Below are 22,519 nucleotides of genomic sequence, written 5' to 3' on the forward strand. Positions count from 1 at the left end.
TGTTAGGCGCGCCGCCAGCGTTCGTCCTGAGCCAGGATCAAACTCTTTATAAAATGATATTTAATCACTTTAACAGTGTTTAAATCCAATCCTCAGCACGCAATCGCTTGCGTCCTGTATGAATTACTTTTTGGAATTTTAAGTGTTTCCAACACTTTAAAGGTTCCGTTACAAGTATTCGATATTGTTCAATTTTCAAGGTCCTGTCCGCTCAGCCTCTCGGCTGGCGACCTGTTTATTTTACCACAGCGTTTCGAACTTGTCAAGCACTTTTTTCGAAGTGTTTTTCAGTTCTTTTCGCTTTGTGGGCCGCCCCGTCAGGGCGCTCACATATAGTACTACCTTTCCCTCTTTTTGTCAACCCCTTTTTTCAACTTTTTTCAGGATTTTATTTTCACTTGCGATTTTGCCTGTCTCGTCGTACAATAGAGGCAGGTTCTTATCTATTATATATAGGAAGTCATAAGAGAGGCCTGCCATGATTCTGACCGTCAACATCGGCAACACCCATATCACCGTCGCCGCCTATGCAGGAGGCGTCCTGCATTTCTCCGGGAAACTGTCTGCCGCTTCTGCCACATCGGATGAATACGCCATCCGTCTGATCCACCTTCTCACCCTGCACCACGCCGACCCCCAGCAGATTGAGGGGGTCATTCTGGCCAGCGTGGTACCGGCTCTCACCGGGAAGGTCATTGCCGCCCTGCGGATGCTCACCTCGGTGCGGATCATGACGGTGGGCCCCGGCCTGAAAAGCGGCCTCAAGCTCCGTCTGGATCAGCCCGCCCAGCTGGGCGCCGAACTGCTGTGCGGCGTGGTGGCGGCCATGGCCGAAGGCCCGGCCCCCATGGCGGTGATCTTCTCGGACACCGCCCTGTCCATTATGGCGGTCAACGCCCAGAAGGAACTGGTGGGCGGCGTCATCCTGCCCGGTCCCCAACTCTCCATGACCAGCCTGGTCCAGAACACCGCCCAGCTGCCCCAGGTGGATCTCACCGCCCCGGCTCCCGCCTCGGTGCTGGGCAAGAACACTTCCGCCTGCCTCCAGGCCGGTCTGCTGCTGGGCACCGCCTGCCTGCTGGACGGTCTGGCCGACCGCTTCCGGGCCGAACTGGGCCCCGAGACCCGTTTCTATGCCACCGGCAACCTGCCCGCCAACCTCCGCAAGGCCTGCCGCACCTCCATCCTCTACCGGGAGAACCTGGTGTCCGACGGCCTGTACCGCATCTGGCTGCGGAACCGCAAGGGCTGACTTCATCCTATATATAATAGAATGCAGGGCGGTTCCGTCGACCGTTCCCGCCAAAAATTCCATTTGCATTTTGCTCCAAAGTATGGTATACTCTTTGATGCTGATGGTTTCATCAGCTCATGTGCGGTCGTAGCTCAGCTGGATAGAGCGTTGGACTCCGACTCCAAAGGCCAGAGGTTCGAATCCCCCCGGCCGCACCAAAACACCCTGCATCCTCAAAAAGGTTGCCGGGTGTTTTTCTTTTTGTCTTGAAATCCATATCGCGTTCAGCAAGCGCCCTTCCCCTTTCCTCTCAGGCGGCGGTGTGCTACAATAGGCACACACCCCACAGGAGGAACCGCCATGAAACAATGCAGAATCACCGTCATGCGGATGGCGCGGTACGACGACCTCATTGCCGCCTATGAGAACCCCATCCTTCACGCCTGCGACCTGACGCCGGGCCAGGTGTTCATCGCCAACGGCTGGGAAAAGCCGGAGGGCCTGTGTCAGAGCGCCTGGGACACCATGTCCCCCTTTGTGCTGGCTCTGAGCCACGGCGGCCAGAACTTCTACGACGGCTGGATGAAGAATCCCCGTTCGGCCATGATTTCCTGCAACGACGGCTTCCGGCCGGTGAGCTTTTTGATCGAGGCCCTGGACCAGGACGCCCGGTGACCCAAAGGAGAACGCCATGAAAACCGCAATCTGTTATCTTTCGTTCCACCACGGCAACACCCTGCAGGTGGTGCAGGCCATGGCCCGGGAGGGCGCCGCCGACCTGGTGGACGTGCGGACCCGGCAGGCCGTCCATCTGGAGGACTACGACTGCATCGGGTTCGCCTCGGGGATTTACGGGTTTGAATACCACAAGGCCGTGGTGGAATTCGCCCGGCAGTACCTCCCCCAAAACAAAAAGGTCTTTTTCGTCTGCACCTACGGCGGCGCCAAGGGCTCCGGCTCCAAGGCCCTGCGGGCCCTTGCCGCTGAGCGGGGCTGCACCGTGGCGGGAGAATTCGGCTGCAAGGGCTATGACACCTTCGGCCCCTTCAAGCTGGTGGGCGGCCTGGCCAAGGGCCATCCCAACGCCCAGGATCTGGACCGGGCCCGGGCCTTCTTCCAGCAGATCACCCGGGAATAACCCAAAACACAGACAACAAAAAATCCGCATGTTCCCTGCCGGCATCCGGCGGAAACAGCGGATTTTTTCGTTGTGAGGGAACCTCGCGGCCCGATGGTATTCCATCGCGGCCGCCGGGTTGTGTCGGGTGTTCCATGGTGTGTTCCTTTTTCAGATTACAGCCAGTTGTGATACCGGCGGATGTAGTGCTTCTTGGCCAGGCTTTCCAGCAGGATATAGCCCGCCACAATCCCCGCCAGGGCGGCGAAGTAGCCCGCAGGCAGAGCGGTCAGGCCCAGAGCCGGGGCCAGGGGCGTAAAGGGCAGCGCGGTCACCACGCCGATGCCCGCCAGCGTCAGGGCGGTGAGCGGGGCCGAGGCGCGGCTCTGGATCAGGGGCAGCTTGGGGGTGCGGATCATGTGGATGACGATGGTCTGGGTCCACATGGAGGCCACAAACCAGCCGGTCTGGAACAGGGCGGCCCAGGCGTCTTTGGCGGCGGGGTCGGTGAGCTGGGTGTACAGCTTGCCGCCGGCGGAGGCCGGGCAGAACACAAAGTACATCAGCAGGAAGGTGAGGATGTCAAACACCGAGCTTACCGGGCCGTTCCAGAACATGAACCGGCCGATGCCGCCGGCATCCCAGCGGCAAGGGGCCCGGAGATAGTCCTCGTCCACGTTGTCCCAGGAAATGGCGGTGCAGGACAGGTCGTACACTAGGTTCAGCAGAATCAGCTGGAGGGCGGTCATGGGCAGGAAGGGCAGGAATGCGCTGGCTGCCAGCACCGACAGCATGTTGCCGAAGTTGGAGGAGACGGTCATCTTGATGTACTTCATCATGTTGGCGTAGGTCTTGCGGCCCTCGATGAGGCCCTGCTCCAGCACCATCAGGTCCTTGTCCAGCAGGACAATGGAGGCCGACTCCTTGGCGATATCCACGGCGGTGTCCACCGAGATGCTGACATCCGCGGCCCGCAGGGCGGCGGCATCGTTGATGCCGTCCCCCATATAGCCCACGCAGTGGCCGTTTTTCCGCAGCAGCTGGATGATGCGGGCCTTCTGGGCCGGGGACAGCTTGGCGAACACCGACACCGCCTCGGCGCGGCGGGCCAGTTCCTCGTCGCTGAGGGCGTCCATCTCGCTGCCCAGCAGCACCCGGTCAGCCGGCAGGCCCACCTGGCCGCAGATGGCGCAGGTGACCTTTTCGTTGTCGCCGGTGAGGATCTTGACCTGAACGCCGTAGTTGTTCAGGGCCTCAATGGCGGCGGCCGCAGTGGCCTTGGGCGGGTCCAGGAAGGCCAGGAAACCGATCAGCACCATATCGCACTCATCGGCGGTGGAGAACTGGCCCACCGGGGCGGGATTGCTCTTCTGGGCCACCGCAATCACCCGCATTCCCTGGGCGTTCATCCGGTCGGCCTGAGCCAGCACCTGGCGGCGCAGGTCATCGGTCAGGGGCAGAGGCTGGCCGTCCCGTTCGGCCCAGGCGCAGCAGGACAGCATCTCCTCCACTGCGCCCTTGGTGACCATCTGGGTCTTGCCGGCGGTATCGCAGACCACCACGCTCATCCGGCGGCGCTCAAAGTCAAAGGGCACCTCGTCCACCTTGCGGTAGGTCTGGACCAGGGTTTCGGCCCCCAGCTCCTGCTGCTTTTCGATGACCGCCAGGTCGATCAGGTTTTTCAGCCCGGTCTGAAACCAGCTGTTCAAAAAGGCGTGGCGCAGAACCCGGTCGTTGGGCCGGCCGTCGATGTCCAGGTGCATTTCCAGCACCACCTTGTCCTGGGTCAGGGTGCCGGTCTTGTCGGTGCAGAGGATGTCCACCGAGCCCAGGTTCTGGATGGCGTTCAGGTTCTTGATGATGACCTTCTGCTTGCTCATGGCCAGGGCGCCCTTGGCCAGAGAGGTGGTGACGATCATGGGCAGCATCTCAGGGGTCAGGCCCACCGCCACCGAGATGGCGAACAGCAGAGCCTCCATCCAGCTGCCCTTGGTGAAGCCGTTCAGCAGCAGGACCACCGGGGCCATCACCGCCATAAACCGGATCAGCAGCCGGGATACCGAGCCGATGCCCTTGTCAAAGGCGGTCTTGGGGGGCTTGTCGCTCAGGGTCCGGGCGATGGCGCCGAACATGGTATTGCCGCCCACGGCCACCGCCACCGCGCGGGCGCTGCCGCTGACCACGGTGCTGCCCTGAAAGACCAGGCAGGGCAGCTCGGTCAGGGGCAGGTCCCGGCTGTCGGGCTCGCCCCACTTTTCCACCGGCTCGCTCTCGCCGGTGAGGGCCGACTGGCTCAAAAACAGATCCTTGGCGCTGAGAATCCGCAGGTCCGCCGGGATCATATCCCCGGCCGACAGATGGATGATATCCCCCACCACGATCTCCTCCATGGGGCGCTCGGCCCGCACGCCCTCCCGCTCCATGCAGGCGGTGGTGTGAATCATGGCGGTGAGCTTTTCGGCCACGTTGCTGCTGCGGGTCTCCTGGACAAACCGCAGCACCCCCGACACCACCACCATGACGGTGATGATGACCACCGTGGTATAGCTCCGCTCTGCCGGCGGGGCAAACACCACATCCGTCAGGGCCGACACCACCGCCAACAGCAGCAGCACCAGCGAGAACGGATCGGCGAAGGCCTCCAGCAGCCGCCGGGGACCGCTCTTGCGCTTGACCCGGGCCAGACGGTTGGCCCCAAAGGTTTCCCGGGCGGCCTCGGCCTGTTCCTCGGTCAGGCCGGCCGGGGCAGTGCCCAGCTTTTCCATCAGTTCCTGTTCGGTGCAGGCCGCAGCCTCCCGCAGACGTGCATCCGACAGCTTGGCGGCGGTGTTCTGCGCCGCGGCATATGCTTTGATCCATTTCATCATCATGATGTGATCCTCCTTTCCCGGGAGAAGGGCGCAAAAAAGCGCCCGTCTCCACCGTTTCCGGCAGATCACGGACGCACAGAGCGCACGGAATCAAGGCATCAGGCCGGGATGCCTGTACCCTCTCCAATGGCTGTGCTGTCTGTGGTCTGCCCGCCTTCGTCTACTGCTGGGGTCCATTGCATCCACCTGCCTTTCTGGACCAAAAAACAAAATCCCGCTCGTCCGACAGGACAAGCGGGCAAAAAACACACATACGTTCGCCTGAGCTTTAGCTCTGCAGGGCGGTGTAGCTGCATTATGATGCGCCTTGTTGCGACGCATCCTGTTCAGACCTGCGCACGGTGTCTCCACCGTTTTGCGGCAGCAGCCCATATCCCTGTAGGAGCCTTACCTATCAAACGCCTACACTGTATCACAGCCTCCCGGGAATGTCAACCCGATTTGTTTGAGGATTTTGTGAACCTTCACACCGCCGCCGGCCGGTCCAGGGCGCCTTTGCGCCGCAGCCAGGCCATCGCAATCAAACAGACCACCACCGACAGCAGCGAGCCGGCCGCGGCGGCGCAGCCCATGGGCAGCAGCGTTTCCGGGAACAGCAGGGACATGAGATAGGCCCCCGGAATGCGGATCAGCACAATGGACAGGGCGTTGTGGAGGAAGGACACCCCCGACCGGCCATAGGCGCAGAAATACCCGCTGAAGCTGAAGTGCACCCCGGCGAACATACAGTCCCAGATATAGCCCCGGATGTACTGGCTGCCGGCGGCCACCACCCCGGGGGTGCTGTCAAAGAGGGCCACAATGTTTCCGGCGGTGAACTGCACCACAATGCCCACCACCAGCCCAAAGCCCAGGCACATCCCCACCGCATACCGGAGGGTCTGGGCGGCCCGGTCGTATTTGCCGGCGCCGATGTTCTGGGCCGCCAGGGCCGATACGGTGGACAGCATCGAGCTGGGCACCAGGAACACAAAGCTGATGACCTTTTCCACAATGCCCACGGCGGCCGCGTCGTCCAGACCGCGGCTGTTGGCGATGACGGTAATCAGCAGAAAGGAAATCTGGATGAACCCGTCCTGCAGGGCCACCGGCACGCCCACCCGCAGGATGGAGCCCAGCACGTCCTTTCGGGGGCGGAAGCTGGCTTTCCCCAGGGTGAGGGCGGTTTTCTGGCGGGTCACCATCACCAGGGACACCACCACGCTGAGGGTCTGGGACAGAGTGGTGCCCAGAGCCGCGCCCGCCGGGCCCAGGTGCATCCCGCCGATGAACAGATAGTCCAGCAGGATATTGGCCGCGCAGGCCACCGCCACAAATTTCATGGGGCTCTTGGAGTCTCCCAGCCCCCGGAAAATCGAGCTGATGATGTTATAGGCGGTGATGAAGGGAATGCCAATAAAGCAGATGGTGAGATACTGCACCGTTCCCTCCACCGCCTCGGCGGGGGTGGACATCACCGCCACAATGGGCCGCACCAGGGCCAGCAGCACCGCCGTCAGCACCACCGACAATCCCATAAACAGGGTGACGCTGTTGCCGATGGCCAGGGAGGCCTTTTCCCTCTCCTGTCCACCCACCGCCCGGCCGATGGCGATGGTGGTGCCCATGGCCAGGCCCACAATCATGACGGTGATCATGTGCATCACCTGGCTGCCGATGGACACCGCCGTGATGTCCGCCGTGCCGCTGAACTGGCCGGTGATGAACAGGTCGGCCATGCCGTACAGGGTCTGCAAAAAATAGGCCAGCAAATAGGGCAGCGAAAATCCCACAATGTTGCGGAATACGCTGCCCGTCGTCAGATTCTTTTCCATACACATCCGGCCGCATCCATGACGGCCGCCCCTCCTTCAGGCAATACTTTATTCTAGTAAACACCCAAATTCCCGGCCTGTCAAGATGCGGGTCCTCCCCGGGGTCCGCTCCAGCAAAAAAGGAGACGCCCCGTCCGGAGCGTCTCCTGTCGATGATGGAATGAAATTTATGCCGGGTCGTAGATCTTCATCTGTTCCTTGTAGGCCCAGGCGAAGTAGATGATCTCGGCGATGGCTGTGATGCTCCAGGAGCAGACAAACAGCAGATAGAGGGACTGGAGGGTGCCGAAGTAGGCAAAGATGGTGTACACCCATGCCACACGGAACACGCAGGAGCCCATAATCACAATGATGGTGGGGACGATGGTACGGCCCAGGCCGCGGGAGGCGGCGATGGTGCAGTCCATAAAGGCCGACACCGGGTAGCACAAGCCCATAATCACCAGGCGCTGCATACCGGCCTCGATGACCGCCTGTTCGGTGGTAAAGAGGGCCAGGAAGGTCCGGCCAAAGAACACCAGGGACAGGCCCAGCACCGCGCCGATGCCGAAGGAATAGCCCAGGGAGATGAAATAGCTCCGCTTGACCCGGTTCCGCTTGCCGGCGCCGTAGTTCTGGCTCATAAAGCTGGAACAGGCGGTGTAGAAGGCGGCCATCACGTCGTAGACCAGGGGGTCGGCGTTGGCGGCGGCCGAGTTGCCGCTGACCACCACCGTGTCAAAGGTGTTGATGCCGGCCTGAATGAAGAGGTTGGCCAGGGCAAAAATGGCGTTCTGGCAGCCGGCGGGAACGCCCAGGCCCAGAATGCTGCGGGTCATGGCGGGGTCCAGGCGAAGCTGATCCCGGCGGATGCCGTAGCAGCTTTCGGTGCGGGCCAGCGCCCGCAGAATCAGGCCCGCCGAGAGGTACTGGGTCAGGATACTGGCCAGGGCCACGCCCGCCACGCTCATCTGGCAGACAATGACAAAGAACAGGTTGAGCACCACGTTCAGTGCGCCCGAAATGGACAGGTAAATCAGGGGTTTGCGGGTGTTGCCCACCGCGCTGAACACGCCGTTGCCAAAGTTATAGATGGCCATGGCGGGCATGCCCAGGAAATAAATCCGCAGATAGAGGATGGCTCCCTCCAGCAGGTCGGGCTTGGTGCCCAGAAGCCGCAGCAGCGCCGGCGAGAACACCACGCCGATCAGCAGCATCAGGATGCCGGCGGCCAGACAGACCAGCAGGGAGGAATGGACCGATTTCTCCACATCCCGGGTGTTGCCGGCGCCGTAGAACCGGGCCACCAGCACGTTGACGCCGCCGCCCAGACCGATGAGGAAACCGGTGATGAGGGTGACGAAGATGGTGGTGGAACCCACCGAGCCCAGAGCCTGGGAACCGGCGAACCGTCCCACTACGGCGATATCCGACATATTGAACAGGGCCTGCAGCAGGTTGGACAGGACCAACGGCACGCTGAAGACCAGAATCTGTCGCGCCAGCGGCCCTTCCGTCAGGTTCTTTTCTCCAGATGGCATAATATGAATTCTCCTTTTGTTTGGTTCTTTTTCTCGTCCTTTTTCATGCGGAGGCTGCGCCGCTGCAGCCCCCGCCCGGGACAGTATAACGCGCCGCCGTCAGGCCGTCAAGAGGCAGCCCGTCCCCTGCCCCAAAGGCTTGCTCCCAGCCCCTAAATATGGTATCCTGAAGGCATCATCCACACAAAAGGAGGCATCTCTCATGCTCAGTGAAAACACCCTCGCACCCGACTTCGCCCTGCCCGACGCCGAGGGCCAGGTCCACCACCTGTCCGACTTCCGGGGCAAGAAGGTGGTGCTGTATTTCTATCCCCGGGACAACACCCCCGGCTGCACCCGCCAGGCCTGCGCCTTCGCCGCATCCTATGGCGTATTCCAGCAGCGGGGCGTGGTGGTCATCGGCGTCAGCAAGGACTCCGCCGCATCCCACCAGAAGTTTGCCGCCAAATACGAGCTGCCCTTCCTGCTGCTGTCCGACCCCGACCACGCCGTCCTGGAGCTGTACGACGTCTGGAAGGAGAAAAAGCAGTACGGCAAGGTGAGCATGGGCACCGTCCGCTCCACCTACCTCATCGGGGAGGACGGCACCATCCTCAAGGCCATGCCCAAAGTCAAACCCGACACCAACGCCGCCGACGTTCTGGCCGCCCTGGATGCCCTGGACGCCGCCAACGGCTGACAAGGAGGACCCGCCATGCCTTTCATTGACCTGCGCACCACCCTGCCCGTCCCGGCCGACCGCCGGGAATCCCTCAAGGCCGCCTTTGGCCAGGCCATCACCACCCTGCACAAGACCGAAACCTATCTGATGGTTTCCATTCAGGACCGCTGCGACCTCTGGCTGGGCGGCCGCAAGCTGGACCAGGGGGCCTATATCGCCGTGAGTCTCTACGGCTCCGCCTCCCCCGCCGACTACGACAAGATGACCGGCCAGCTCAGCCGGATTCTTTCCGACCAGCTGGGCATCCCCGCCCAGGCGGTCTATGTCACCTATCATCCGGTGAGCGACTGGGGCTGGAACGGCCAGAATTTCTGACACGCCCCCGCCCATGCCGGCCCGCTTCCCCGCTCTTTCCGCCCCGCCGGGCGGCAAGGGCGGGTTTTTCTTTTGCCCTCCGATTCCCGGAATATTGTATACCCATCCCTGTTTTTGTCCATTTGTTCTATAACTATTGGGCAATTATTCTACATTTCAGGGTTTTATGAAACAACGTTTCCGTTTGTTCGAGTTTTATTGACAATTCTGTTCTTTCGCATTACAGTGTAGCCATCTCATCCGCCGCGGCGCTCTGCCGCCTGGCGTTTTATTTCGGTCGCCGTTTACACCAGCTTGGAAAGAAGGAACTTGTTATGACACAGATCAGCCGCCGCAACTTCCTCAAAGCATCGGTCGCCGCCGGGGCTGCCGCCCTGGCCAGCAGCGCCGCCCTCCCCGCCGCAGCCGCAGCCGGTACCGCCGCACCGGCCCCCGCCGAAACCGCAGAGGAAAACTGCCTGTTCTCCTCCAAAGCCTCCGTCACCGCCGCCAGCCTCCCGGCCGGCAGCTGGCAGGCCCAGCCCACCTTCCCCGACTGGGCCGGGTATGTGGACGATACCCTGGCCATGAACGGAATGTACACCTTCTTTGGCTACAGCGGCCAGGGCACCCTGTACGTCTGCCCCGCCGCCGGAGTCACCAGCTTCGCCTTCTTCGTCAACAACCACAGCGTGGACACCAGCCGGATGGCGGGCGGCGGCGTGTGGGCGGTGGATATCTCGGGCCTCACCGTCAACGGCCTCAACACCCTCCAGGTGAGCTGCATCCAGCCCGCCGGCCAGACGGTCCAGATCTCCATCCCCTATCCCACCGTCATCGAGGGCAAGCCCTCCGACGTGGGCCTCAGCACCTCGGTTCTGAACGCCATCGACGCCATTGTGGCGGCGGATGTGGCCCACGGCTTCACCAGCGCCCAGATGGCGGTCATCAAGGACGGCCGGATGATCTACCGGAACGCCTGGGGCACTGTCAACGCCTACAACCCCGACGGCACCCCCAAGACCGACAGCCCCGCTGTCACCAACGACACCCTCTACGACCTGGCCTCCAACACCAAGATGTATTCGGTGAACTACGCGCTGCAGTATCTGGTCACCAACAACCAGATCAGCCTGGATGCCCGGATCGCCGACCTGCTGGGCAGCGCCTTTGTGGACAGCACCATCGACATCACCTTCAACGGCTACGAAAACCCCGGCCTGGCCACCGTCAAGCAGTGGAAATCCCAGTTGACCATCCGGGACGTGCTGCGGCATCAGGCCGGCTTCCCCGCCGATCCCCAGTATCACAACGATGCCTTTGACCAGACCACCCAGAAGGCCGCGCCCGGGGTGCCCAACGTCCTGTATTCCGGCTCGGCCGGGGACGACGCCACCCGCCGCCGCACCCTGGAATCCATCTGCAAGACCCCGCTGATGTACCAGCCCGGCACCAAGACCCTCTACTCGGACGTGGACTATATGCTGCTGGACTTTGTCATCGAGCAGGTCACCGGCAGCCGTCTGGATGATTTCCTGTCGGCCCACTTCTGGCAGCCCATGGGCCTGACCCACATTACTTACCAGCCCTTGAACCACGGTTTCAGCCCCAACGACTGCGCCGCCACCGAGCTGAACGGCAACACCCGCGACGGCGCCATCTCCTTCACCGGCGTCCGCACCTACACCCTTCAGGGCGAGGTCCACGACGAGAAAGCCTACTACGCCATGGGCGGCGTGTCGGGCCATGCCGGCCTCTTTGCCAACGCCTCCGATCTGGCGGTGCTGGCCTCGGCCATGCTGGACGGCGGCTACGGCAACCACCGCCTGTTCAGCCGCAACGTGCTGGACACCTTCACCGCGCCCAAGATTGAGTCGGCGGCCAACTGGGGCCTGGGCTGGTGGCGTGAAGCCGACCTGGCCCGCGCCTGGTACTTCGGCACCCAGTCCTCCTCCGGCACGGTGGGCCACCAGGGCTGGACCGGCACCCTCTCCCTCATCGATCCCGCCGAGCGGCTGGTGGTGATTTACCTCACCAACAAGATCAACTCCCCCGTCACCGACCCCGCCGTCAACCCCAACCAGTTCGACGGCAACTGGTACACCGCCTCCACCCTGGGCTTTGTGGCCCAGCTGCTGTACCAGGGCCTCAAGAACCGGGCCGGTTCCCCCGACGCCGCTCTGGACGCTCTGCTGGCCGACATGACCGCCGAACACTTCAAACTGGTGAAGGACGAGCCCACCGCCACCAGCGCCTCCCATCCCCGCGTCCAGTCGGCCTACGCCATGCTGGAAGTGCTGGCCGACCGGGCCGGACAGACCTTCCGTCCGGCTCCCCGCACTTACGCCCGCGACGCTCTGCAGCTGCTTGATCCCGTCCGCGATGCCGACGAACTGGCCGCGCTCCGCGAACGGCTCTAAACTCCTCCATACCTCCTTTCGCTCTGCCGCCCCGATTTTTCGGGGCGGCGTCTTTGTTTAAGCGGTTTTCTGCGCTCTGCCGTCTCGGTTATATTCCACAAAGAACTCCCGAAAATTTATATTCACAACACAAAAGATTTCCCTGCAAATGTCTGAAATTTGTGATATAATCATAGAGAAAAGGATCATTTTTTGTACCAGGTCCAATTTGGCCGGTGCGGTGTGTTCTGTGTGTCCGCCCGCATACCGGCAGAAGGAGGCAGACACAATGGCCAAGATCGAAACAAGGCTTTTTGGTTTCACCCACAGCGGAACCCCCGTCAACGAGTACATTCTCTCCAATCCCGGCGGCTTGACGGTCAGCGTGCTGGACTATGGGGCGATCATCAAAAACATCATCGTCCCGGCCAAGCGCGGCCCGGTGGACGTGGTCCTGGGCCACGACACCATGCAGGAATACGAGCTGGACACCGCCACCTACTGCGGCGCCTTTGTGGGCCGCTACGCCAACCGGATCGAAGGGGCGGCCTTCACCCTCAACGGCAAAACCTACCAGCTGGAAGCCAACAACGGCCGCAACCATCTCCACGGCTGCTTTGCCCGCAAGTCCTATGAGGTGAAAGCCTTCGGCGACACCCTGCTGCTGGAGGCCGAAAGCCCCGACGGGGAGGACGGCTTCCCCGGCAACATGAAGATTGCCGTCCGCTACACTCTCACCCCGGACAATGCCTTCCGGATGGATTACCGGGTGTCCTCCGACGCCGACACAATTGTCAACCTGACCAACCACACCTATTTCAACCTCAACGGCGGGGGCTCGGTCCTCAACCAGCGGCTCAAGCTGTTCGCCTCCACCTATCTGGAGAGCAACGAGGAGACCTGCCCCACCGGCCGCATTCTGCCGGTGGCCGGCACCCCCATGGACTTCACCAAGGGCAAGGCCATCGGCCGGGACCTGAACCCCGGCAGCGACCAGACCCGCATTGTGGGCGGCGGCTACGACCACTGCTTTGTCATCGACCGGCCCCGGGCCGGCGCCCGCCAGAGCATCTGTGCCTGGGCTACCTGCGATGAGAGCAGCATCAGCATGAAGGTCTACACCACCCAGCCCGGCGTCCATCTCTACACCGGCAACTATCTCCAGGACTGCCCCAGCCCCGGCAAGGGCCTGCATCCCATGCAGAAATACGACGGCTTCGCCCTGGAAACCGAACACTTCCCCTGCAGCCCCTCCCACCCGGAGTTCCCCTCCACGGTGCTGCGGGCCGGCAAGGTATTCCGGGTGTCCAACACCCTCCGCTTTTTCACCGGCAAACAGTGCGGCGTGATCTGAAAGCCGCTTTCTGAGGAGGTTTCTATGACCCGCACCATCCACCGCCTCGCATCCGTTCTGATGGCCGCGGCCCTGGTCTTTGTGCTGGCCGCCTGCGGCGACGTCACCCCCGACCAGGCCAGGACCTACATCCAGGGCGATCTGGATGCCTGCTATCTGGGCCAGTACAATCAGGATTATCTGGATCTGATCGGCATTACCGCCGAGGAAGCCGAGGAACAGAATTACGTCTGGAACACCACGGCGGAAGCAGAAATCCTGATGGACTACTTTGGCATCTATCCCACCGACGCCTCCGCCGAACGGGCGGTGGCCCTTATCCGGGATATTTACGCCCTCAGCAAGTACCAGGTGGGCGCCGCCAGCAAGCTGGACGATGGCAGCTATACGGTGACCGTCACCGTCCAGCCCATGGACATCCTGGTCCGCTACACCAGCCAGAACGACGCGGCCAGCCTCTGGGCCGCCGCCCTGGACCGCCACGGCATCTACTCCCAGGAGGCCCTGGACGCCATGTCCGACGCCGACTACGAGGCCCTGGAGGACGACTATGCCGCCTCGGTGCTGGACGGCATCCGGGCCCTGCTGCCCGAGATGGGCTATGGCCCCGAACAGTCGGTGGTGCTGCAGCTCAAGCTGGAGGACGACACCTACACCCTGGTGGAGACCGACTGGCAGCACTTCGACAGCATGGTCATCGACTACAGCGGCCAGTACTGCGATGGGAGTACATCCTCCGTCGCCACCGCATAACCGGACATCCCAAAGCCAGGCTCCCTGCCGGGGGGCCTGGTTTTGTGTGCCCGGGCGCAGGAATCCGGTGGTCTGATTCTTCATCGGGGCCGCATCAAAAATCGCGTGGGCCCATCCTCCGTTTTTGCAACGCGCAACAAAATTACATGTATATAAGCGCACCGCCCCTTGATTCCGGGCGGCGTCTGCGGTATCCTGTAATCAAGAAGAGCCGGGGCGCTTGCCCAGGCAGGCAATATCCACAGAGTCGATCGAGAGGAAGGTTTTGTTATGGCAATTTTGGTATCGGGCGGCGCCGGCTACATCGGCAGCCACACCTGCATTGAGCTGCTGAACGCAGGCTACGACATTGTGGTGGCAGACAACTTCTACAACTCCTGCCCCGTCGTGCTGGACCGCATCAAACAGATCACCGGCAAGGACTTCCGCTTCTTTGAGGCGGACATGACCAACCCCGAGCAGGTCGAGCACATTTTCACCGAATGCCCGGACATCACCGCCGTCATCCAGTTCGCGGCCTACAAGGCCGTGGGCGAGAGTGTCCAGAAGCCCATTGAGTATTACTCCAACAACCTGAACTGCACCCTCACCATCCTGGACGTGATGCGCCGCCATGACTGCCACAACTTTGTGTTCAGCTCCTCGGCCACCGTCTACGGCGATCCCGCCACCGTCCCCATCACCGAGGACTTCCCCGTCGGCGCCACCACCAACCCCTACGGCACCACCAAGGTGTTCACCGAGCGGATTCTGGCCGACGTCTGCAAGGCAGATCCCAGCCTGAACGTGGCCGTCCTGCGGTACTTCAACCCCATCGGCGCCCACAAGTCCGGCCTGATCGGCGAGGACCCCAACGGCATCCCCAACAACCTGATGCCCTACATCGCCAAGGTGGCCGTGGGCAAGCTGGAGAAGGTCCACGTCTTCGGCAACGACTACCCCACTCCCGACGGCACCGGCGTGCGGGATTACATCCACGTGGTGGACCTGGCCCGCGGCCATGTCTGCGCCATCCGCAAGCTGGAGACCAAGTGCGGCCTCTTCATCTGCAACCTGGGCACCGGCAAGGGCTACAGCGTGCTGGAAGTCCTCCATGCCTTTGAGAAGGCCTGCGGCAAGACCCTGCCCTACGTCATCGAGCCCCGCCGCGCCGGCGACATCGCCGAGTGCTACGCCGATCCCTCCAAGGCCAAGCGTGAGCTGGGCTGGGTGGCTGAGTACGGCATCGAGGAGATGTGCGCCGACAGCTGGAACTGGCAGAGCAACAACCCCGACGGCTACCACACCGTGAAGTAAAAGTTTCCCCCATCCCTCTTCCATAAAGCAAACGCCCCCGCTGCGCAGACCATGCAGCGGGGGCGTTTCTGATTTTTATGGGATGTTCCAGGGCGTCAGGCGGATTCTTCCGCCGGGTTGACGTGGATCATAATGTGCTTGATGTCGGTGAACTGGCTCTCCAGCTGGTCGTGAATCCGCTCGGCCACCTGATGGGACTGGCTCAGGGTTTCGCCGCCGTCCATGGCGATTTCCAGGTCAATGTAGACCTTGCTGCCGAACATCCGGGTGCGGAGCTGGTCCACCCCCACCACGCCCTCCTGGGCCGAGACAAAGTCGATGATTTTGCTCTCGTATTCCTCGCCGCAGGAGGTGTCCAGCATCTTCACCACGGCATCTTTCATGATGTCATAGGCCACCTTGATGATAAACAGGCAGATCACCACGCTGGCCACCGAGTCCAGCACCGGGAAGCCCAGCCGTGCCCCTGCAATGCCGATCAGGGAGCCTATCGAAGAAAAAGCATCCGACCGGTGATGCCAGGCGTCCGCCATAAAGGCGGAGGAATGGATCAGTTTGGCATAGTAGCGGGTATACCAGTACATGGCCTCCTTGCCCACAATGGACAGCACCGCGGCCACCAGGGCGATCATCCCCGGCGCCGCCAGGGTCTCATACTGCCCCGAGGCAATGGTTTCCAGGCCGTTTTTGCCCACCCTCAGGCCGGTGATGAGGAGCACTGCCCCCAGTACCAGCGAGGCCACGCATTCCAGCCGCTCATGGCCATAGGGATGGTCCCGGTCGGGGGCCTTCTTGGAAATTTTCACGCCAAACCAGGCGATGAAGGTGGTGAGCACATCCGAAAAGGAGTGGATGGCATCCGAAATCATGGCGCCGGAATGGCCCGTCACGCCGGCGAACAGCTTGAACCCCGACAACACCGTGTTGCCCAGGATGCTGCACAGCGACAGTTTGCGGATGACGGCCTTTTCATTCAGGCTGACGGCGGTGGTGGTCTGCTGGCGGTTGTTGGTTGTCATAAAAGAACCCTCCTGTACATGTTTGCGTTGAATGACAGTGAATTTTTCTCTTATGAGCACATCGCCGAGATACGTTTGTTCCACCTGTGAAAAAAGAAAAAGACACCTGTGGAACATACAACTGTCCCACAGATGTCATAACACACTTCATCTGCTGCCGCACACGGCGGCCCGGCCCCATGACCTTGTCGGTTCATCGCCTGCTCAGTTTGTACTGTTGATCTCGCACCCGGCCGGGGGCCGGATGTAATGCAGTGCAAAGAGGAATGCTCTGATTATATCTGCGGGATGCCGGTTTGTCAAGGCAAAAATCCACTGTCCGACGTATACTTTCATTTTTTGTCCCGCACATCCTTTTTCTCGCATGGCATCCGGCAAAAAAGCAGGCCGCCCTTTGGGGGGCGGCCTGCCTTGTGTTTATTGAAAGGAAACGGTTTTCGTCCTCTGCATCAGCCGCGGACCAGCTTGCCGGTGGCGTTGCGGGCGAAGGGCTCGCTGCGGAACTCCACCAGGGTCATCCGCTTGTACAGGGGCAGGGTGCGGTTCACCTCGGTGATGTGGGCCCGCACGGCGTCCTGAGCCTCTGCCGGGCAGTAGACCTCGGCGCAGATTTTGCCGTCCTTCTCCTTGACGATGCACTCCTGCACGTCGGTGCAGGCGGACAGCAGCTTCTCCAGCTCCTCGGGGCTGACGTTCTCGCCGCTGGCCAGGATAATCAGGTTCTTTTTCCGGCCGGTGATGTAGTAGTAGCCTTCCTCGTCCTTCCGCACCAGGTCGCCGGTGTGGAACCAGCCGTCCACCAGCACCTCGGCGGTGAGCTCGGGCTCCTTGTAGTAGCCCATCATGACAGGGTCGCCCTTGATGCACAGCTCCCCATCCTGAATGGAGTACTGGCAGATGGGCTCATCCCCCATGCCCACCGAGGAGATGTGCTTTTCGCTCTGGTCGTTGTTCCAGGTGCCGTCGCCGCTGGTCTCGGTCAGGCCGTACATCTGCATGATGAAAAAGCCGTTGTGCATCAGGTCCAGCATCATCTGGGGGGTGCAGGCGGCAGCGCCGCAGGTCAGGGTACGCAGCTTACCCAGACGGTCCTTCCGGCCCCGCATCACATCCCGATGGATGGACTGCAGCAGCACCGGCACAGCCGCCATGGTGTCGCAGGGCATCAGGGACAGGTCGCGGTAGAAGTTCCGCAGGTCGGTGCACAGGTTGTGGGCCATGCCCATGATGGCCCAGGACACCAGACTGGTAAAGGCCGCAATATGGAACATGGGCAGGACGGTGAAGTGGTTGAAGTCATAGTGGTCCACACCCATCTCCGCCAGCATCACGTTGAAGGGATCGCAGTAGGCGGGCATGGGTGCAAAGAGGTTTTTCTGGCTGAGCATGACGCCCTTGCTGCGGCCGGTGGTGCCCGAGGTGAACATAATGGCCATCAGGGCCTCCCGATCCTGGCAGACCCGGCCCTCCGAGGGCTGGTACTTCTGATACCCGGTGATGGGCAGCAGCTTGTCGGCGTACACCTCGCCCAGCGCGGGCTCCCGGTCCAGATATTTCCCGTCGTGGAGAACGGCGGCTGCCTCCACCAGATCCAGCTCATAGTGGATGTCGTCCCAGCTCTTCTGCAGGTTCAGAGGCACCACCGCGGCCCCCGCCAGAACGGTGCCGAAAATGCTGGCCGCATAGTGGTAGCTGTTGGCAGCCAGAATGCAGACTTTCTTCCCCACAGGGTCCGACAGGGTCGCTTCCAGCTCCCCTGCAATGCAGCGGATATCGTGGGCGTACTGGCGGTAAGTAACCTCCTGGACGCCCTCTTTGGCGTCGTCGTAATAGCGCATGGCGATCCGGTCGGGGTATTCGGTCTCCATCCGGTGAACCAGCTGGTCAATGGTAAAGACAGGGAGAGTAAACATGGCGCTTTGTCCTTTCTGTTGTGGATGGCAGCCCGGGCCGGGCCTGGCCCGGCAGGCTGAGACAAATCCTGTTCCGGCCCAGGCTGCCGCAGCAGCCAAAACCGGCTTTTCAGATCCAATCGGCGTTCCGGGGCGGCCTGCGCCGCTCCAAAACTGTATACCTGTATTACAAGTCAGCAAGGACAGGATACCACGCCCCGGCCCCGCTGTCAAGGTCCGGGCGGCACCCAGCGCAAATTCTACTCTGCGCCATACATTTTCTGTTTTTAACCGCACAATTTTATTGACGAAGCATCTTATATATTATATACTGTAATAGGAATTCATCTTACTTGAGAGAGATCTGTGGAGGGGCTGTTTGAACACCTCCGGCCCCGCAGGAAAGGGAGAGAGTCTGTGTTTTGCGTCCGGATGGCCGGCATCCCCATCGGCATCGAACATCGCTATTCCTACATTCGCCGGCTTTGCGCCGGCTACATCACCCAGGACACTCCCCTGTTCACCGTCTGCGCATCGGACCAGGATCTGATCCGGGAGGCCGGCCCCGGCCGGTCCGACTCCCCCGCCGGTGCCGAAAAAGATTCCCGTTTCTGGGGCTACTGTGAGAGCCTCTGTCTTTACCGCGCCATCTGCCTGCATCTGGTGGATTACGGCGCGTTCCTGATCCATGGCGCCGTGGTGGCGGTGGACGGCGCCGCCTATGTCTTTTGTGCCCCCAGCGGCACCGGCAAAACCACCCACATCCGCCTCTGGCTGGAACAATTCGGCCCCGACGCCCAGGTCATCAACGGAGACAAACCCATTCTGCGGTTCATGGATGGGGTTCTGTGCGCCTGCGGCACCCCCTGGAACGGCAAAGAAGGAATGGGTTCCAACTGCATCTGCCCGGTGCGGGCGGTCTGCTTTCTGGAGCAAAGCCCGGAGAACCACATCCGCCGCCTGTCCGGCCCCGAGATCACCCCGCGGCTGTTCCATCAGCTGCTGGTCCCCCGGGACCAGCCCCGGCTGGACCGGTTTTTCGTCCTGCTGGACCAGATGGTGCGCACCATCCCCTTTTATCTGCTGCAATGCAACCGGCAGCCCCAGGCAGCCCGGTTGGCTTATGATACCATGAGGAGGAACCAAGATGATAAAGACCAAACCGGGCTTTCTGCTGCGCCGGCTGGGAGATGAATCCATGGTCATCGCCATCGGCGAGGCCAGCGAGAGCTTCAACGGGATGATCCGTTTGAATTCCACCGGCGTATTCTACTGGGAACTGCTGGAACAGGGCGCCACCGAGGACCTGCTGGTGGCCAAGACCCTGGAACGCTTTGACGGACCGGACGAGGCCACCGCCCGCCAGGATGTACAGGAGTTTTTGCAGACCATCTCAATGGCCCTGGATTTCGATGCAAAAGACCATTGAGCAGGTCCTGGCCGAGGAGGGACAGGGCTTTTTTCAGACCGTTGGCGACAGCATGGAGCCGCTGCTCCATCACCGGAAAAGCACCGTTGTCATCCAGGCCCCGGCGTCCCGGCTCAAGCGCTGGGATGTGGCGCTGTTCCGCCGGCCCACCGGAGAGTATGTTCTCCATCGGGTCATCCGGGTGGAGCCGGACGGCTACCGCATCCTGGGAGACAACCGCCTCTGGCCCGAGATGGTGCCGGCCGGGTGGGTCATCGGGGTGATGGCCGGGTTTTACCCGGATGAGAGCGGGCAGTACGTTTCCTGCCAGAGCCCGGCTTATCAGTCCTATCTGAAAACCCTGCAGCTGCGCCGCGCGCGGCTCTGGCTTCTGGCTCTGCCGGGACGGGTGCGCCGCAAGGCGTTTTCCTTCCGCCGCTGAGCCGAAACCCCCGCGCCCCGCACAATTCCCAACCAAAGCGAAAGAATTTCACGCAAATTCGAACCAAATCAGCGCTATCGATTGACAGTGCCCGCCAAATCCGATATACTGTCATCTGCAAAGAAAATACCGGATTCAATGGGGAGGAATTTTTATGGATTACGAAAAGGCAGCAGCTGAGATCGTCCTGTTTGACAACAGCGACGTCATCACCACCAGCGGGCTCGACGGCACCAACGACGGCGATTGCCTGCACGGCCAAAGCAAGGGCAACTGCAAAGGCAACAACAGCCAGAATCACTAAATCCGTCTTTCCCCTAGAATCCAAGCGCCAGGGGATTTGCGGCGGGTCGGGTTCCGTACGAAAGAATCCCACCGGTTTCATCCCCAATGGCAGCCGGAACAGAACCGGCGGCATTCCCCAGGGATAGCCACCGGCATTCTGCTGCGGGCCCGTTCCAAGTAATTCCATTCTATATCTTGAAAGGAGAGTGTACATCGATGCGTTCCACCATGAAAGCACCTTACGCAAAGGCCTCCGCTGAGGTGATCTGTTTTGACAACAGCGACGTCATCACCACCAGCGGCCTGGACGGCACCAACGGCTGCGTAGTCTGGTCCAGCGAGAATGGCCACGAATGCCACAGCGGTCTGCAGATGTCCGGCGGCAATCTGAAACCTCCTCTGTCCTAACATCGTATCATAAACATGGATAAAACCGATTCATGTACCGAGGTGTTATGGCAGCTGAATGATTTCAGTGCCTGACAAAGTAAGGATCGACAAACAGGTATCGGATATCTGTTTGTCGATTTTTAATTATGGGGAGAAAATGCCATATGCTCTACAGACTCAAACCGGAATATGTGTTGCGGGGCTGGGAAGGAACGCCCTGGATGCTGATCCAACGCCCCGGAAACTGGCCCCGTCTGCTTTCCAAAGAAATGTTTCAGCTGCTTCTGCTCTGCGATGGCCAAACCGAACTGAGCCCTTTTCTGAACGACGCCATGCGGAAGACCCTGCAGCAGTGCGAGGAAGAAGGTCTCATCGAACCGTGTGCGTGCCCGCTGCCACTGGATAAAGATCAATATTATACCTTCTACAAAAACCGATATGTACGGAATATATTTTGGTCCATCACGGGGCGGTGCAATTACCGCTGCCGGCACTGCTTCATGGACGCCCCCTGCGGGAAACTGGGCGAACTCACCACCGAACAAGCCTTCGATTTCATCGATCAAATGGCAGACTGCGGGGTACTGCGAGTGGATATCACCGGCGGCGAGCCCCTGATCCGAAAGGATTTCTGGCAGCTGGTGGACCGGATTCTTTCCTACAAAATGACCATCGGAACGATTTATACCAATGGCTGGCTGCTGAACGAACAGGTGCTGAACGAATTGGAGCGCCGGAACATCAAACCGGGTATTTCCATCAGTTTTGATGGTGTGGGCTGGCATGATTGGATGCGGGGTGTGCCCGGTGCAGAAGACGCCGCTTTGCAGGCGCTGAAACTCTGTGACGAGCGCGGGTTCCTGACCGATGTGGAAATGTGCATTCACCGCGGCAATGTGGACACATTTTCCCAGACCATCGAAGCGCTGCGGGACGTGGGCGTCCAGAATGTAAAAGCGTCCAACGTGGCCCCCACACCGCTGTGGGAGCACAACAGTGAAGGAAACGCCCTGACCAATCAGGAATTCATCGAGGCGATGTTGCCCTATATTACCTGGTATTATCAGGCGGGCAAGCCCATTGAGTATTTGACCCTCGCCAACATGGTTGTCCTGCGCCGGGACCAGCCCGGCAAGATCGTAGCAGAAGCCCACGACGGCACGGAAAAGTGCCTGAACTGTTACATGTGCGGCGCGGCGCGGATGTCCTGCTATATCACGCCGGAAGGCCGCCTGCTGCCCTGTATGCCCATGACATCCAGCCCGGACCAGGAGAATTTCCCCAAAATACAGGACATCGGTTTGAAGCAGGGACTGAGCAACAGCTACTATATGCAGTTTGTCAACGGAAGAATCAAGGACTTGTTTGCAGCCAATGCCGAATGCGCCGCCTGTGCGTACCGCTACAAATGCGGCGGCGGCTGCCGGGCAACCGCCCTTTTGGACGGCAGCCATTCCCTGATGGGCTGCGACAGCATCATGTGTATGCTGTGGAAGTCGGGCTACGTTGAACGCATTCGGCAAACCCTCGATCAGGCCGAGGCCGCCTACGGTTCCGCCTGATTGTTAAAAAGTCAAACCGCCGCTTCTTCCCAGTGAACTGCACCCCATTTGTTAGACAGTATGGTATACTGGATAACAAGTGGGGTGTTTTATTATGCCAAAAGGAATACCGAACAAACGCTACACGCCGGAATTTAAGCAACTGGTAG

The 22,519-nt window shown here is 60.8% G+C and carries 20 protein-coding genes, 1 tRNA gene and 2 riboswitches; of the genes, 16 read left to right on the plus strand and 5 right to left on the minus strand.

Features of this window, described 5'->3' with window-relative positions:
* The first annotated feature begins 478 nt into the window (after window positions 1-478).
* The 4 genes from B5G28_RS11145 to B5G28_RS11160 all read left to right on the plus strand — a co-directional run bounded on the left by B5G28_RS11145 (window position 479) and on the right by B5G28_RS11160 (window position 2,372).
* Window positions 479-1,252: a type III pantothenate kinase gene (locus B5G28_RS11145; RefSeq protein ID WP_087248810.1), complete on the plus strand. Its 774-nt coding sequence runs from the start codon at window positions 479-481 to the stop codon at window positions 1,250-1,252.
* 123 nt (window positions 1,253-1,375) lie between these two features.
* Window positions 1,376-1,452 (plus strand) — tRNA-Arg (locus B5G28_RS11150).
* Window positions 1,453-1,594: 142 nt separating this feature from the next.
* Window positions 1,595-1,909 (plus strand): TIGR04076 family protein, encoded by a 315-nt coding sequence (locus tag B5G28_RS11155; protein WP_087248812.1) that lies wholly within the window; start codon window positions 1,595-1,597, stop codon window positions 1,907-1,909.
* A 16-nt stretch (window positions 1,910-1,925) separates the two neighbouring features.
* A complete protein-coding gene (locus B5G28_RS11160; RefSeq protein WP_087248814.1) occupies window positions 1,926-2,372 on the plus strand; it encodes a flavodoxin family protein in 447 nt (148 codons plus the stop codon).
* A 155-nt stretch (window positions 2,373-2,527) separates the two neighbouring features.
* Here B5G28_RS11160 and mgtA read toward each other — a convergent pair whose 3' ends face one another.
* The 3 genes from mgtA to B5G28_RS11175 form a co-directional block, all read right to left on the minus strand.
* Entirely contained in the window at window positions 2,528-5,215 is a 2,688-nt protein-coding gene (gene mgtA / locus B5G28_RS11165) for a magnesium-translocating P-type ATPase (protein ID WP_242967591.1), read from the minus strand.
* Between the two features lie 251 nt (window positions 5,216-5,466).
* Window positions 5,467-5,627: riboswitch (M-box (ykoK) riboswitch) on the minus strand.
* 58 nt (window positions 5,628-5,685) lie between these two features.
* Window positions 5,686-7,035: an MATE family efflux transporter gene (locus B5G28_RS11170; RefSeq protein ID WP_087248818.1), complete on the minus strand. Its 1,350-nt coding sequence runs from the start codon at window positions 7,033-7,035 to the stop codon at window positions 5,686-5,688.
* A 167-nt stretch (window positions 7,036-7,202) separates the two neighbouring features.
* The gene (locus B5G28_RS11175) at window positions 7,203-8,555 is read right to left on the minus strand and encodes an MATE family efflux transporter (protein WP_087248820.1); all 1,353 of its coding nucleotides are present in this window, start codon (window positions 8,553-8,555) and stop codon (window positions 7,203-7,205) included.
* A gap of 202 nt (window positions 8,556-8,757) precedes the next feature.
* On the opposite strand from B5G28_RS11175, the gene B5G28_RS11180 reads away from it, so the two are divergent.
* From B5G28_RS11180 to galE, 6 genes are all read left to right on the plus strand, one after another.
* Window positions 8,758-9,234 carry a peroxiredoxin gene (locus B5G28_RS11180; protein ID WP_087248822.1) on the plus strand — a complete coding sequence of 159 codons (477 nt, stop codon included), beginning with the start codon at window positions 8,758-8,760 and terminating at the stop codon, window positions 9,232-9,234.
* A gap of 15 nt (window positions 9,235-9,249) precedes the next feature.
* Window positions 9,250-9,591 (plus strand): phenylpyruvate tautomerase MIF-related protein, encoded by a 342-nt coding sequence (locus tag B5G28_RS11185; RefSeq protein WP_087248824.1) that lies wholly within the window; start codon window positions 9,250-9,252, stop codon window positions 9,589-9,591.
* 314 nt (window positions 9,592-9,905) lie between these two features.
* Window positions 9,906-11,990: a penicillin binding protein PBP4B gene (gene pbp4b / locus B5G28_RS11190; RefSeq protein ID WP_087248826.1), complete on the plus strand. Its 2,085-nt coding sequence runs from the start codon at window positions 9,906-9,908 to the stop codon at window positions 11,988-11,990.
* Between the two features lie 268 nt (window positions 11,991-12,258).
* Window positions 12,259-13,323 carry an aldose epimerase family protein gene (locus B5G28_RS11195; RefSeq protein WP_087248828.1) on the plus strand — a complete coding sequence of 355 codons (1,065 nt, stop codon included), beginning with the start codon at window positions 12,259-12,261 and terminating at the stop codon, window positions 13,321-13,323.
* 24 nt (window positions 13,324-13,347) lie between these two features.
* Window positions 13,348-14,076, plus strand: coding sequence for a hypothetical protein (locus B5G28_RS11200; protein WP_087248830.1), 729 nt, complete (start codon window positions 13,348-13,350; stop codon window positions 14,074-14,076).
* A gap of 270 nt (window positions 14,077-14,346) precedes the next feature.
* Window positions 14,347-15,372 (plus strand): UDP-glucose 4-epimerase GalE, encoded by a 1,026-nt coding sequence (galE, locus tag B5G28_RS11205; RefSeq protein ID WP_087248832.1) that lies wholly within the window; start codon window positions 14,347-14,349, stop codon window positions 15,370-15,372.
* 95 nt (window positions 15,373-15,467) lie between these two features.
* Here the strand turns inward: galE and B5G28_RS11210 are convergent, their stop codons facing one another.
* Both B5G28_RS11210 and B5G28_RS11215 read right to left on the minus strand, forming a co-directional pair.
* A complete protein-coding gene (locus tag B5G28_RS11210) occupies window positions 15,468-16,391 on the minus strand; it encodes a cation diffusion facilitator family transporter (RefSeq protein ID WP_087248834.1) in 924 nt (307 codons plus the stop codon).
* A gap of 119 nt (window positions 16,392-16,510) precedes the next feature.
* Window positions 16,511-16,609: riboswitch (NiCo riboswitch) on the minus strand.
* Window positions 16,610-16,840: 231 nt separating this feature from the next.
* Complete coding sequence (locus B5G28_RS11215; RefSeq protein WP_242967590.1) at window positions 16,841-18,304, minus strand: class I adenylate-forming enzyme family protein; 1,464 nt, start codon at window positions 18,302-18,304, stop codon at window positions 16,841-16,843.
* Between the two features lie 396 nt (window positions 18,305-18,700).
* Between B5G28_RS11215 and B5G28_RS11220 the strand changes: the two genes are divergently transcribed.
* From B5G28_RS11220 to B5G28_RS11240, 6 genes are all read left to right on the plus strand, one after another.
* Window positions 18,701-19,477: a hypothetical protein gene (locus tag B5G28_RS11220; RefSeq protein WP_144265528.1), complete on the plus strand. Its 777-nt coding sequence runs from the start codon at window positions 18,701-18,703 to the stop codon at window positions 19,475-19,477.
* Window positions 19,431-19,712 carry a PqqD family protein gene (locus B5G28_RS11225; RefSeq protein WP_087248838.1) on the plus strand — a complete coding sequence of 94 codons (282 nt, stop codon included), beginning with the start codon at window positions 19,431-19,433 and terminating at the stop codon, window positions 19,710-19,712. The genes B5G28_RS11220 and B5G28_RS11225 overlap by 47 nt, the downstream gene beginning before the upstream one ends.
* Window positions 19,696-20,133: a S24/S26 family peptidase gene (locus B5G28_RS11230; protein ID WP_158099623.1), complete on the plus strand. Its 438-nt coding sequence runs from the start codon at window positions 19,696-19,698 to the stop codon at window positions 20,131-20,133. Before B5G28_RS11225 ends, B5G28_RS11230 begins: the two co-directional genes overlap by 17 nt.
* A 154-nt stretch (window positions 20,134-20,287) precedes the next feature.
* Window positions 20,288-20,437 (plus strand): hypothetical protein, encoded by a 150-nt coding sequence (locus tag B5G28_RS14735; protein WP_158098232.1) that lies wholly within the window; start codon window positions 20,288-20,290, stop codon window positions 20,435-20,437.
* 197 nt (window positions 20,438-20,634) lie between these two features.
* A complete protein-coding gene (locus B5G28_RS11235) occupies window positions 20,635-20,826 on the plus strand; it encodes a hypothetical protein (RefSeq protein WP_087248842.1) in 192 nt (63 codons plus the stop codon).
* Window positions 20,827-21,029: 203 nt separating this feature from the next.
* Window positions 21,030-22,370 carry a radical SAM protein gene (locus B5G28_RS11240; protein WP_158099624.1) on the plus strand — a complete coding sequence of 447 codons (1,341 nt, stop codon included), beginning with the start codon at window positions 21,030-21,032 and terminating at the stop codon, window positions 22,368-22,370.
* The last annotated feature ends 149 nt before the right edge of the window (window positions 22,371-22,519 follow it).

This window comes from Faecalibacterium sp. An77, from assembly GCF_002161315.1.
GTDB lineage: Bacteria > Bacillota > Clostridia > Oscillospirales > Ruminococcaceae > Faecalibacterium.